Here is a 13,275-nt window from a genome sequence, read left to right on the forward strand (position 1 = left end):
CGAGGAATGCGTGCGACTAGCGTAGATCGCACGTCCCGAACGGGGCTGAAAGGCGGCTGAAGTGGCAGACGACGACCGGAGTCCCGAGGAGGAGTTCCAAGAGCTGCTGCGCCGGATGCTCTCGGGTGAGAGCGGCGCGATCGACCCCGAACAGCTCTCGCGGCTGTCGGGCATGCCCATCGACCCGGCGACCATGCAGACGATGATGCGACACCTCCAAGGGGCTTTCTCTGGGTCGGACGACGGCATCGCGTGGGACCTCGCCCAACGTCAGGCGCTGCACATCGCCAACCAGAGCGACCGCGGCGTGACCGACGGGCAGCGCACCGACCTCGATCAGGCGGTGACGCTGGCCACCCTGTGGCTGAGTGAGGCGACCACGATCTCCGAGCTCCCCGCCCCCGCGCGCGCGCTCACGCGGGGCGCCTGGGTGGAGGCGACGATGCCGGTGTGGCAAGAGCTGGCGGAGCCGGTCGCCACGAGCATCGCCGACGCGCTCACCTCCGCCCTCCGTGCGCAGGCCCCCGAGGACATGCAGGAGATGATCGCCGGCGCGGGACGCATCATGCGCACCGTGGGCGGATCGCTCTTCGCCACGCAGCTGGGCCACGTGGTCGGTCGTCTCTCGACGGAGGTCGTCAGCGGCGGTGACGTCGGCATCCCGGTGATGCCCGCCGGTGACGCGGCGATCCTGCCGCAGAACTTCGCCGACTTCGGGCGCGACCTGGAGATCCCGGACGATCAGCTCGCGCTGTACCTTGCAACCCGCGAGCTCGCGCACGCGCGGCTCTTCCGCCACGCCCGATGGCTGCGGCTGCACGTCATCGCCCAGGTCCGCGATTTCGCGGCCGGCATCCACGTCGACACCGATGCCCTGGAAGAACTCGCCTCCCGCTTCGATCCCTCGGAGCCGGAGGAGCTGCGGCGAGCACTGGAGAGCGGGGCACTGCTTCCCGCCCGCTCCGAAGAGCAGACCGCCGCGCTCACGCGCCTGGAGAATCTGCTCGCCACCATCGAGGGCTGGGTGGACGTGGTCACCGAGGCGGCGACCTCGCGCCTGCCCTCGGCCGAGCGGATCGCCGAGGCCGTGCGACGCCGGCGCGCCGTGGGCGGCCCCGCGGAACAGGCCCTCGGGTCCCTGGTCGGGCTCGAACTGCGCCCCCGGCGGATGCGCGAGGCCGCAGCGATGTGGCGCGCGGTGACCGACGCGGTGGGCGTGCAGGCGCGGGATGCGCTGTGGGACTACCCCGACCTCATGCCGACGGCCGAGGACATCGACGATCCCGCGGCGCTGGTCGCACGTCTGACCGCGCAGGCGCGCGGCGAGGCACCCGCGCAGGACGAGATGGACGACGCTCTGGCCCAGCTGCTGGCTGAGGAGAGCGGGCAGCAGCCGCCCGTCCACGGCGACGGCGACGGTGACGCATCCGGAGAGGACCCCCGACCGGTGTGACCCTCCTCCCCACCGCCGCGATGACCCACCAGCGGCGGTGGGGTGTGGAGAATGGGCCACGGCGCGCGGCGGTGCGCGCGACAATCGGGCCATGCTGCGCCTGGACCCCGCCCATCCCCCGCTGTGGCGCGACGCCACTACGCTGCAGTTCGGTGTCGCCGACGTCGCGCGTCTGGAAGACCCGCAGCCGTGGGAGCTACAGCTCCTGCATGATCTGACCGGCGGGGTGTCCGACCTGGAGTTCGCCGCGCTCCTGACGTCACGGCGCATCCGGCCCGCCGAGGCCGACGCGCTCCTGGCGGATCTGCAGCCGGTCCTCGCCAAGCCGACCGCCCCCGTCCGCGTGCTGCTGCAGGCCACACGTCGCGTCGAGCCTTCCCTCGTCGCCACCGCCGCTCGAGCGATGAGACGAGCCGGCGCCGATGTTGAGATCGCACGATGGCCCGAAGACACCGCACAGCAGGCGCGGCGCGGGCGCATCGTCGTGCTGCTCGCCGCGCACCTGGTCGAGCCCGCGCGCGCCGCCGCGCTCGTCGCAGCGGATCTCCCCCACCTGCCGATCGTGTTCGATGACGCCGGTGCGCGCATCGGTCCGCTGGTGCGCCCCGGAGAGACCTCGTGCCTGGCCTGCGACGCGGCCTTCGCGCGCGATGCCGACGCGGCGTGGCCGACGGTGGCGAGTCAGCTCCTCGGCCGGGCGTGTGCCGTCGACCTCGACTTCGCGGTGGAAGCGGCACGCGCGGCAGCTCAGCTGCTCAGCGACCCGGCCCCGAACCGCTCGGTGCGACTGAACGCGAACGACCCGCACCGGGTGTGGCGGACGCATCCGCCTCACGCAGACTGCGGTTGCCGATCTCTCGGAGGAACCGGGACGGAGCCCGCTCCGTCCGCCCGCGTCCCCGAGACCAGCTCACCGACAGCGTTCGCCCGGCCCGCGTGATTCCCACGTAGGCCAGCCGGCGCTCCTCGTCGACGTCTTCGAATCGGGTCGCGTACGAGATGGGAAGAAGCCCCTCGCTCATCCCGACCATGTGCACGTGGGGCCACTCCAGGCCCTTCGCCGCGTGCAACGTCGAGAGTGTCACGGTGCGCGTCTTCGGCTCGTGCTGATCCTTCGCGCGCGCCAGGAGGTCGTCGGTGAAGGTCCGCAGCGTCGCCTGCGCCGGGGCATCCTCCGCCAGGCGCAGCAGCGCCGCGCGGGTCTCCCACGCGTCGCGGAGGGCGCCTCCCGCGGGAGGCGGCTCGTCTGTCAGACCCAGGGAGCGGAGCACGTCCCGTACCGTCGTCAGGAAATCGGTCTCCAGAGGGGCGACCGTGGCCGCCCGCAGCGCCAGCACGGCCTGACGGATCTCGGGCTGGTCGAAGAATCGTCGCCCACCGAGGACGGCGGCGGCGATGCCGGCCCGGGAGAGCGCGTTCAGAAGCAGCGCGGACTGCGCGTGGGATCGGTACAGCACGGCGATCTCGGAAGGGGAGACCCCCGACGCAACGGCGGATGCGATCGAGGCGGCGACGCCCGCGGCCTCGGCCTCGTCGTCGTCGAAGGACCGCACGACCGGTGTCACAGCGGTGGCGTCGGTTCGGGCCGGAGCGAGTTCGAGCGCGCCGGGGCGCCCCCGCATCAGGGCGTTGGCGACGTCGAGGACCGCACCCGCCGAGCGGTAGTTCGTCTGCAGGCGGAACACCTGCGCATCCTCGAAGGTGCGCTCGAACTCGAGGAGGAAACGCGCGTCGGCACCCGCGAAGGAGTAGATCGTCTGACTGGCGTCTCCGACGACGCACAGGTCCCGGCGGTCTCCGAGCCACAGCCGCAGCAGGCGCTCCTGCAGCGGGGAGACGTCCTGGAACTCGTCGACGGTGAAGTGGCGGTACTGCTCGCGCACCTGCTGGGTCACCTGCGGCTCGGCTTCCAGCATCCCGGCGCACGCGAGGAGGACGTCCTCGAAGTCCATCTGGCGCCGCTCGTCCTTCAGTTTCTCGTATGCACGCTGCAGGTCTGCGATCTGCTGAACGTCGAGGCGACCGATCCCCGTGGGCCGGTCGCGCGCGTACGCGTCGATGCTGCGGAGGGTGACCTTCCGCCACTCGATCCCCGACGCGACGTCGCGGAGGGTCGGAGTGTCCAGCGACAGCCGGAGGCCGTCGGCCGCATGAGCCAGGAGCTTCACCTTGTTGTCGACGATGCTCGGCGCCGAGTCGCCCGCCACCGTCGGCCAGAAGTAGTTCAGCTGCGCCAGCGCCGTGGCGTGGAACGTGCGGGCCGCCACGCCCTCGACGCCGAGCGCGCGCAGCCGCCCCCGCATCTCGCCCGCGGCCTTCGCCGTGAAGGTCACCGCCATCACGCGTCCGGGCGAGTATGCGCCGGTGTCGACGCCGTGCGCGATCCGGTGCGTGATCACGCGGGTCTTCCCCGTCCCGGCGCCGGCCAGGACGCACACCGGGCCGCGCAGCGCCGACGCGGCGGCGCGCTGGGAGTCGTCGAGCCCGTCGAGGGCGCTCACGCCGCTCCCTCGTACCACCCGCGGATGAGACGCGAGGCGATCGAGGCCGGCCCCGGCAGCTGCAGATCGCTGCGTCCCTCCAAAGCTGCGCCGATCTCGGCGCGCGTGAACCAGCGCACCTCGAGGATCTCCTCGCCGTCGGCCTCGGCGAGATCGGCGGAGATCGCCACGGCCGTGAACCCGAGCATGAGGGACCGCGGGTAGGGCCACCCCTGCGAGCCGCGGTAGCGCAGGTCGGTGACCGTGACCCCCGCCTCCTCCCTGACCTCCCGGACGACGGCGTCCTCGAGCGATTCGCCCGCCTCGGCGAAGCCTGCGAAGCACGAGTACCGGTCGGGACCCCACAGGGCGTTCGAGCCCAGCAGCAGCAGGTCGGGGTCATCGGCGCGGGTCACGGCGACGATGACGGCAGGATCGGTGCGCGGAAAGTGCTCGCGCCCGCAGTTCGGACAGGACCGGGCCCAGCCGGCGTGGTGCACGCGCATGCGCGTCCCGCAGGCAGGGCAGTAGGGCGCGTCCACCAACCACCGGCCCAGTGCGACGGCGGTCACCAGGAGCCCGGCGTCCTCGGGGGGCAGATCGCCTCCGATCGTGCGGAGGATCCCCCACGCCTCTGCGGGCACCGGGTCCTCACGGTCGGGCGGGAAGGCCGCGAGCAGGATCGCCGAGCCGTCGGGGCGTCGCCCGAGGAAGGCGTATTCGGCGTCGTCCGGGACCTCGGGAACCGGATACCCGACGAGCCCGCCGCTCACCAGCGGCGTCGCGTCCCCGCGCACGACGAGCACGACAGTTCGTGGCTCGGCGGCCGCGCGGGTGATCAGGTCCTCACCCATCCGCTCGGTCGGGGACCGGTCGACCGGGCCCAGGGAAGGAGGGACGGAGGCCGCCGCGGGAGCCGTCATCGAGTACCTCTCTCACAGGCGTGGCGCGGGGGCGGGACCGCGTGCCCGTCCTACCCTGGGCGCATGGCACGCTCACCCTTCACTCTAGCCGCGTCGGTGACGGCCGCTCTTCCTCGTGCCGTGGTCGTGGGAGCAGGCCCGCTCACCGAGCGCGGCACCGGTCGCTTCGATGCCGCCGTCGTGAAGCTCGAAGACGGCCGGCGCGGAGTCGTGCGGATGCCCGCGACCGAGGACTCCGCGCGCGATCTGGCCGCCGAGTCCCGCGCGCTGGTCGCCCTCACTCCGGGTGTACGCGCACTGCTGCCCTTCCGCGCGCCGGAGATCTGGGGGGAGACGGGTTCGGGCGCCGCGCGCGTCCTCGTCGTGGACTACCTCCCGGGCTATCGGGTCGAGCCGCCCCATGTCCCGAAAGGCGCCGGCATCGCCCCGGCTCTCGGTGCCGCTCTGGCCGCCGTCCACGCGCTGCCGCCGTCGATCGTGCGCACGGACGGCCTTCCCGTCCGCACGCCGTCCCAGGTGCGCGACGACGTCGCGAGGCTCCTCGATCGGGTGGAGAGCACTCGACGCGCGCCTGAGGGCCTCGCCGAGCGGTGGCGTCGCGCGTTCGAGGACGACGAGCTCTGGCGGTTCGAGTCCGCCGTCGTGCTGGGTGGGGCGACGTCGTCGTCGTTCCTCCTCGAGGACGAGGGCGAGGGCGTCCGGGTGACGGGCGTGCTGGAGTGGTCCGGCCTCTCGGTCGGCGACCCGGCGGTGGACCTCCGGTGGCTGGCGTCGGCCCCGGAGGCAGCGGACGACGTGTTCTCGGGGTACGCCGCCGACGCCAGCCGGGCCCCGGACGGCCTGGTCCGCGAGCGCGCGCGTCTGTACGCCGAACTGGAGTTCGCGCGCTGGCTGGTCCACGGCGTCGAAAGCGGAGACGAGACGGTGATCGACGACGCCGTCGCCCTGCTGCAGGCTCTCGCAGACGGTGTGCGCGGAGATCGCCTCATCCCCGATACGCCCGTCGATGTCGATTCCGCCCTGGCATTCGCCGAGCAGATGCCCGAGACCGACGCGGCACCGGTCACGTCGATGCAGACCGACACATACGACCCCGAGATGCTCTCGCTGTTCCTCGCGGCGGAGCGAGACCGCGGCCGGACCGGCGAGGACGCGGACGCACCCGACTTCGGGCTCGACGGACTCCGTTCTCCGGAGGACACCTCCACCGCGCCGATCGACGTCGTCGGCTTCCCCATCGATCGCGACGACGACCCCCAGGGGGAGGACGCCGCCGACGCGAACGCGAGCGCGCTGGAGGACGAGGCGGAGCGTGCCTCGCGGGCGGCGCTGCAGTGGTGGAACCGCGACGGCGAATCGCGGGTCAGCTCCGGAGGATGAGCTCGTCGGCGACGTAGAACAGCGCAACGTCGATGTTCTCCCTCGCCACGCCGTGCCGCTGCGCGTAGGCCTCCCGATACAGCTCGAGCTGCAGCATCCGCTCGCGGCGTTCCGCGGGCGTCGCGGGGGGCCGGCCGGTCTTCCAGTCGACGATCTCGATGCGGTCGCCGCGACGGTACACCGCGTCGAGCTTGCAGATGACGATGTGCGGCCGCCCGTCGAGGTCGTCGGTGACGTAGTCGATCTCGGTCTCGACCTCCAGCGGCTGCAACGCCGCCCACTCGGACCGCTCGAAGTTCGCCTGCAGCCGCGCCAGGTCGGCGGTATCCGCCGGTGACGCCTCGGGCGTCTCGTCGTCGCCCCACAGCGGATCGTCGAGCCCCGTCCCTCCCCCGACCAGACCGGAGCGTTGCTCGACCCACGCGTGGAAGAGGGTCCCCAGGCGCGTCTGACGGTAGGGACGCTCCGGCATCGGGCGGTCCAGCGCCTGCACGGCGGCCGCATAGTCGCCCACGTACTCCTTGTACCGGGATGCGGGGATCCGCACGGGCGCCGCTCTCTCGCCGGGACGCAGCCGGGCGGCGCGCTCGGCGAGGAGCAGCTCGGTCTCGGGATCCGGCGCGGGAAGCGGACGCGACCGGGCGGCGGCCACCTCTGCCGCCGCCGCGGCGACAGCCGGGCGACGGGCGCCGAGCGCATCCAGGGGCCACGACAGGAGTCGCCGCTCCCCGACGTAGGGGTTGTCGCCGGCGTCCTCGGCAGGCAGCTCCAGATCGAGCGCGTCGGCCACGTCGCGGAGGAAGTCGCTCCGAGAGCGGGGACGCTTCGTGCCGGCCCAGCTCGACCCCGACAACAGCAGCAGGTCACGCGCCCGCGTGAGCGCGACGTACGCCAGGCGCCGGTCCTCCGCCAGCTGACGCGCCCGGTTGGCCGCGACGTAGGCGTCGATCGCCGCCTTCAGCTCCTGCTGGGTGGTGGCACTGCGCCAGGCCAGTTCCGGCAACCACGCTCGATCGCCGCGGAAATCGGTGGGGAGGATGCCGAACCCCAGCCAGCCCGCGGTGTCACGCGCCAGGGACGGAAGCTCGTCGGTCACCAGTCGGACGACGGCGACCGCGTCCCATTCCAAGCCCTTGGACCCGTGGATGGTCAGCAGCTGCACCACGTCGTCCTCGGGCGGCTCGGTGCGCGGCGCGAACTCGTCGAGCTTCTCGGCGTGGTCGAGCCAGGCCACGAGGCTCGCTATCGAACCGCTCTCGTCGGCGGCGAGGAACCCGGAGATCTCATCGACGAACGCCCGCAGCTGTGCCGAGGCGATGCGCGCCGGGCCCCGCGATTCGTTCGACGCCAGCTCCAGGTCCAATCGCAGCTCCCCCTCGATGAGACGGATCAGCTCGGGGATCGGGGCGCCGGCGGCGCGGCGGAGACTCGCGAAGACCGACCCGGCGTTTCGCAGGCGGGCGCGGGCCTGCGCGGTGAAATCCGCGAGCCAGGAGTGGTCGTCGGGCTGGCGGGCGACGAAGTCGAGGGCGTCCACGAGCGATGCGCGATCGGCGCCCGGAATCGCGCGCAACCGCTCCGCGACATCGGCCCCGAGCGGCTGCAGTGCGGCGTCGTGCGTGGCCAGACGACGCGCGAGGAGCGCCAGGGCGCGAAGATCTGCCAGACCGATTGCCCAGCGGGGCCCGGCGAGGAGCCGCAGCAGAGGGGAACCGGCGTCCGGGTCACTCAGCACGCGGAGGGCGGCGACGACGTCCACGACCTCGGGGGTGGACAGCAGTCCGCCGAGGCCCAGGATGCGGTGCGGGATGCCGCGCGCGCCGAGCGCATCGCCGAAGCGCACCATGTGCTTCTTGCTGCGGAACAGGACCGCCCCGGTCGTGGGCCGTCCGTCCGCGGCACGCGCGGCCCGGATGCCCGCGAACCACTCGGCGACCCGATCGGCCTCCGCGTCGAGGTCGCGCTCGAACACGACGGTGATCTCTCCCTCCGGGGCGTTCGGGCGGGGGCGCAGCTCTTCGACGCTCACCGCCGACCCCCGCGCGAGGGGGGCGAGCACCGCATTGGCCGCATCGAGGACCCGGGCGCTGTTACGCCAGCTGGTGAGCAAGGAGTAGCGCAGGCACGAGCCATCCGAGGCGAACGCGGCCGGGAAGCCCGCGAGATTGCCGGCGCTCGCGCCGCGCCACGCGTAGATCGCCTGATGCGGGTCGCCGACCGCCATGACCCCCGTCCCGGCGAACAGTGTTCCGAGCAGGTCGGTCTGCACGACGGAGGTGTCCTGGTACTCGTCCAGGAGCACCACGCGGTAGCGCGCACGGATCTCCTCCGCGACGCCGGGGTGCCCGCGCACGATCGACAGCGCGCCCGCGACCTGGTCGGCGAAATCCATCACGCCGAGGCGATCCTTCTCACGCGCGTAGTCGCGCGCGAGATCGGCCAGCATCCCCAGCGCCCCGACCTTGCCGACGGCGGTCTCGACGGGCTTGAGCACGCCGGTCCCGGTGCGCGCGGAGGGGAGATCCGAAACGGCGGCGAACGCCGCAGGAAAGGCGGCGAGGGCGTCGAGATCGACGAGGTTGTCGACGCCGTCGCGCGCGATCCGAAGGGCCGCGTCGATGATGGAGCGCGGCGCCTCGGTGCGTTCCTCGAGCCGCGGGTCGTCGGAGGCGAAGACGACGCGGCGCATGAGGAGCCAGGCGGCCGACTCCGACAGGACAGCCGCTTCCGAGTCCCGGCCGATCCGCACCCCGTGCTCACGCACGATCGCGTCGGCGAAGCTGTTGTACGTCGACACCGTCGGTCGGTGCAGCATCTCATTGCCGTCGTCCTCCGCCCCCACGGTGCCCTGTCGTTGGGCGAGTCCGTCGAGGATCCGTCGTCGCTCGGCGTCGGCGCGCGCTCCCTCGCCGAGGGTGGCGAGGACATCGAGCTCTCCGGCGGCGTGCAGCTCGGGGAGACGCGGCAGGAGCCCGCGATGTTCGAACTCGCTCAGCCGCTGCAACCGTCGCGCGATGCGCTCGGCCAGCTCGCCCGCGGCCTTGCGCGTGAACGTCAAGCCCAGCACCTCGTCGCGGCGGACGAGTCCGTTCGCCACGAGCCATACGACGCGCCCGGCCATCGTCTCGGTCTTGCCGCTTCCCGCACCGGCCACCACGAGCGCCGGCTCCAGGGAGGCCTCGATGACGGCGACCTGCTCCGCGGTGGGCGGGAACTGCCCGAGGGCGGCCGCGATCGTCGCGGCCGAGAGGGCGGCGCTCACGACGCGCTCACCGCCGAGATGGTGTGGATGCGACACAGGCCATAGGAGTATTCGTCGCGGCAGTGCTCTTCGTAGGCAGCGGCGAACGACGTCCCCCGCATGACCGTCACGGCGGCATCGATGCGGGAGACGAAGGCCGCGCGCTGCTCGTCGTCGAAGGGCGGCTGCGTGGGCGTGACATAGTCCGCGGTGGCCGCGGTGGGGCGCAGGACCAGGAGCTTCGCCCCTCCCGCGGGCATGCCGGCGACCGCTTCGATGGCTCCGGCCTCGTGCGCGAGCTGGTAGGCGGCGAGCTGCGGATGGTCGGCGACTTTGGCGGCGGTCTGCGGCTCGCTCTTGCCCGTCTTGAGGTCGACGATGAACACTGATCCGTCGGCGGCGACCTCGACGCGGTCGATGTCGCCGCTGAGCACGGCGCCGTGAGCACCGGCATCCGAGACGGGGATGGGGACCTCGAAGTGGCGTTCTGCGGCGACCAGCTTGCCTCCCTCGGCCTCGAATCGACGGAGATACAGCGCCAGTCGGCGGACGAGGTCTCGTGCGCGCACACGCTCGGCACGCTCGCGCCAGGCTGCCTCGAACTCGAGCTCGCTCCAGCGCGACTCCACGGCTGCCCAGAGCGCCTCCTCGTCGCCGGAGTCGACGGATTCCAGCGCGGCGTGGAGCACGGTGCCGATGCCGGCCGTCGTGCTCTGCCGATCCCCGCCGAGGTCGGCGATGACCCAGTCGAGCTGGCACTCCTCCAGGGCATGGAGGCGAGAGGGCGACACGCGCACGGCCTCGCGGTCGAGGTCGCGCAGCGGCGCCGTGGAGGTGGGTGCCAGCATCCCGTACCACTGCGTCGGATCGGCGCCGGGGACGTCGGCGGCGGCGAGGAGGGCGAGCTGCGCGGCGGCGTGCCGTCGCTCAGCGACCGCTGCCCGCGGTGCGGTGAGCGTCCGGCGGTGCTGCGCGACCAGTCCGCGCAGCGACAGCGGATGCTCCGGCAGCGCCGACACCGGCTCGGGGGCCGGGAGCATCTCGAAGAGCACGCTCGGGCCGGTGTTGTCGTCGTCCACCGCCGTCACGATCACGCGCGAACGGGCGCGGGAGAGCGATCGGGCGAACAGCCGCAGCTCGTCGTGCAGCGCCTGGCGTCGACGGTCCCCGGTGTCGGCATCGGGAGCGTCGGGCCGCAGGACCGCGTCCGCCAGACGCCAGGTCTGCAGCATGCTGCCGCGCAGGCGCGTGTTGGGCCACACGCCGTCTTGCAGGCCCGCGATGAGCACGGTGTCGAAGGAGCGCCCGGCCGCCGCCGCCGGCGTCAGCACGTGCACCGCATCGACGCGTGCCGGATCGTCCAGGCGATCCTCGGCGACGTCGCTGTCGCGCACTGCGCGCACGAACGTGGCGGCCGGCTCCCCCGGCTGGCGCTCGCCGAAGCGCTTCGCCGCTTGGAAGAGCGCGACCACGGCGTCGAGGTCACGACCGGCCTGCGCCGCCAGCGGACCGTTTGCGGCGGCCGCCTCGCGCCACGGGGGCTGCAGGCCGCTGCGCTCCCACACGGTCCACATCAGCTCATGAGCGGTCGCCTGCTCCGTCAGCTGCTCGCGCAGAGCGGCGAGAGTACCGGCGAAACGGGCGGCACCGCGGGCCTCGCGGGTGTCGAGCATCTCGAACTCGATCGGATGCCGCATCCCCGACACGAGCATCTCGGCCGGCGTCCGCTCTCCCCCCGCCGACACCTCGGCCGATCGCAGCAGCATCCGGAGGCGTCGCAGCTCGACGGGATCCAACCCGCCGAAAACCCCCAGGAGCGCATCGGAGACCATCTCGGCCGTCCAATCGGCCGGATCGAGCAACGCCAGCTCCACGACGTCGAGCAGGTCGCGCACCGGGCGCTGCGACCCCAGCGCCGGCCCCGAGCCGCTCGCCCGGGAGGGCACGTCCCGCGCCGCGAGCTCGGCCTCCAACGCCGCCACCTGGCGGGAGTCGTGCGCGATGATCGCGCACTCCCGCCACGGCACCCCGTCGAGCACGTGCCTCTCGCGCAGCATCCGGGCGAGTGCGTCGAACTCCTCCGCCGGGGACCGCACGAGGTAGGTGCGCACCGATCCGTCGGGGTCCGCCCCGGAGGGCGGCCGCCGGTGGGCGACGACCCCGGCGGCGCCGATACGCGAGGTGACGGAGCGGACGAGATCGACGAGGACGGGCGTGCCGCGGTGGGCGGTGTCGAGCACCGTGATGTCGCCGAGGTCCCCGGCCAGGCGCGCGAAGTTGTCGGGGGTGGCGCCGCGGAAGGTGCCGGATCCGACATCGGGGTCGCCCCACGCCACCACGCCGATACCGCGGGCACGGCATGCCCGGAGGAGTTCGACTCCCCCGGCGGTGAGCTCCTGCGCGTCGTCGACGAGGATCGCTCGCAGACCCGCGAACCGTCCGAGCACCGCGGCACCGGCCGGCGCCGCGGTCAGGATCTCGATCGCCTCGCGAACGAGCCCGGCCGCGTCGCGGTGCGCGCCGCGCATGTCGGAGCGCACCTGCGCGTAGTCGCGTTGGAACGCGGCGAGCGCGTGCCACACCGGAACGCCGCGCTGCGCGGCGAGACGGTCCAGGGCGTCGGCGCCGATCCCGAGCGTCGTACACTCGGCGAGGAACGCGCGCACCTCGCTGCGAAACCCCCGTGTCGCGCGGATCCCGGGTCCCAGATCCTCCGGCCACCGCACGAGACCGGCCGCTTCGTCCTCCGCGTCGCCGGCGAGGAGGTCCTGCACGATCTGATCTTCGTCGGCGCCCGTCAGCAGCTGAGGCGGCTCGCCCCCCGCGTGCACTTCGGCGCCGCGCACCAGGTGGTAGGCGAAGGAGGCCAGCGACCGGGCGAGCGGACCGGCGGTCGCGCGGGCGACAGCGAGGCCCAGCGGATCGCGCATGGCCGTCGCACCCGCGCGCGTGGGGGTGAGGACCAGGAGCGTGTCGGGGTCGGCGCCGGATGCCACGAGCCGACGCACACGGGCCACCAGCGACGCCGTCTTCCCCGACCCCGGAGCACCGACCACGACGCCGGATGCATCGACCGGGAACGCGGCGACGCGGCGCTGCACGGCATCCAGGTCGGTGTCCGCGACGAACACGTCCTCCGATGCCATGCGGGCTACGCTACCGGCCGCCTCCGACGTCGTTCGCCCAGAGCGTTGCGCGCCCGGCCGGGCGGTGTGCGCGGCCGGATAGAGTTCTTGCAGAGGCGCCGGGAGGACCCCGGCAGGAAGGCAGTATCCGTGGAGATCCGCATCGGAATCGCGAACACCGGCCGCGAGCTCAACTTCGAGACCTCGGAGTCGGCAGACGACGTGAAGAAGGCCGTCGCCGCAGCTCTGGACGCCTCCGCCACGCACGTGAACTTCACCGACAGCAAGGGCAACGCCTACATCGTGCCCACCGCCGGCATCGCTTTCATCGAGATCGGCACGGAGGAGTCCCGCCGCGTCGGATTCGTGGCCTGAGCCCGTGCAGATCCTGCTCGGAATCATCCTCGGCGCGGTGGTGGGCCTCGCGGTGCACTACGTCGCCCCGCAGCGCCTGACCCGCGGAGTGGCTCTCGCGCCGCTCGTCGGCGCCGCATCCGCCGCGGTGGCATGGACCGTGCTGACGTGGCTCGGGCTGGCCGTGGACAATCCGCTCCTGTGGCTCGCGGCGCTCGTCGTCCCTGCGGTGGTGACGATCCCGGTCGTGTTCTCGCTCGCGGCTTCGCGGGCGCGACGCGACGCCGACGCGCGCGCTCGACTGCGCGTGCGCTGACGC

At 72.9% G+C, this 13,275-nt stretch carries 8 protein-coding genes; 4 read left to right on the forward strand and 4 right to left on the reverse strand.

The genetic code is table 11. From position 1 onward, the window contains the following. Window positions 1-61: 61 nt before the first annotated feature. Window positions 62-1,453 carry a zinc-dependent metalloprotease gene (locus ACTU3I_RS15165; protein ID WP_442926548.1) on the forward strand — a complete coding sequence of 464 codons (1,392 nt, stop codon included), beginning with the start codon at window positions 62-64 and terminating at the stop codon, window positions 1,451-1,453. Window positions 1,454-2,208: 755 nt separating this feature from the next. On the opposite strand, the gene ACTU3I_RS15170 is transcribed toward ACTU3I_RS15165, so the two are convergent. Together ACTU3I_RS15170 and nudC are read right to left on the reverse strand one after the other, a co-directional pair. Beyond that, complete coding sequence (locus ACTU3I_RS15170; protein WP_442926549.1) at window positions 2,209-3,954, reverse strand: ATP-dependent helicase; 1,746 nt, start codon at window positions 3,952-3,954, stop codon at window positions 2,209-2,211. Continuing rightward, window positions 3,951-4,856 (reverse strand): NAD(+) diphosphatase, encoded by a 906-nt coding sequence (gene nudC / locus ACTU3I_RS15175; protein ID WP_442926550.1) that lies wholly within the window; start codon window positions 4,854-4,856, stop codon window positions 3,951-3,953. Before nudC ends, ACTU3I_RS15170 begins: the two co-directional genes overlap by 4 nt. 63 nt (window positions 4,857-4,919) lie before the next feature. On the opposite strand from nudC, the gene ACTU3I_RS15180 reads away from it, so the two are divergent. Then, on the forward strand, window positions 4,920-6,236 hold the full coding sequence (locus ACTU3I_RS15180; protein ID WP_442926551.1) for a phosphotransferase: 1,317 nt from the start codon (window positions 4,920-4,922) through the stop codon (window positions 6,234-6,236). Here the strand turns inward: ACTU3I_RS15180 and ACTU3I_RS15185 are convergent. Together ACTU3I_RS15185 and ACTU3I_RS15190 are read right to left on the reverse strand one after the other, a co-directional pair. Continuing rightward, window positions 6,220-9,498 carry an ATP-dependent DNA helicase gene (locus tag ACTU3I_RS15185; protein ID WP_442926552.1) on the reverse strand — a complete coding sequence of 1,093 codons (3,279 nt, stop codon included), beginning with the start codon at window positions 9,496-9,498 and terminating at the stop codon, window positions 6,220-6,222. The genes ACTU3I_RS15180 and ACTU3I_RS15185 overlap by 17 nt on opposite strands. Further along, entirely contained in the window at window positions 9,495-12,623 is a 3,129-nt protein-coding gene (locus tag ACTU3I_RS15190) for an ATP-dependent helicase (protein ID WP_442926553.1), read from the reverse strand. Before ACTU3I_RS15190 ends, ACTU3I_RS15185 begins: the two co-directional genes overlap by 4 nt. A 129-nt stretch (window positions 12,624-12,752) precedes the next feature. Here ACTU3I_RS15190 and ACTU3I_RS15195 point away from each other — a divergent pair, with 129 nt between their 5' ends. After that, window positions 12,753-12,977, forward strand: a complete 225-nt coding sequence (locus ACTU3I_RS15195; protein WP_442926554.1) for a DUF3107 domain-containing protein — start codon at window positions 12,753-12,755, stop codon at window positions 12,975-12,977. Window positions 12,978-12,981: 4 nt separating this feature from the next. Then, the gene (locus ACTU3I_RS15200; RefSeq protein WP_442926555.1) at window positions 12,982-13,272 is read left to right on the forward strand and encodes a hypothetical protein; all 291 of its coding nucleotides are present in this window, start codon (window positions 12,982-12,984) and stop codon (window positions 13,270-13,272) included. Window positions 13,273-13,275: the final 3 nt, after the last annotated feature.

Origin of the sequence: Microbacterium sp. RD1 (assembly GCF_052220165.1) — a bacterium.
GTDB lineage: Bacteria > Actinomycetota > Actinomycetes > Actinomycetales > Microbacteriaceae > Microbacterium.

Coding starts and splice junctions, on each gene's coding strand:
- ACTU3I_RS15180 (WP_442926551.1), top strand. CDS start 4,920: ATGGCACGCTCACCCTTCACTCTAGCCGCGTCGGTGACGGCCGCTCTT.
- ACTU3I_RS15190 (WP_442926553.1), bottom strand. CDS start 12,623: ATGGCATCGGAGGACGTGTTCGTCGCGGACACCGACCTGGATGCCGTG.
- nudC (WP_442926550.1), bottom strand. CDS start 4,856: ATGACGGCTCCCGCGGCGGCCTCCGTCCCTCCTTCCCTGGGCCCGGTC.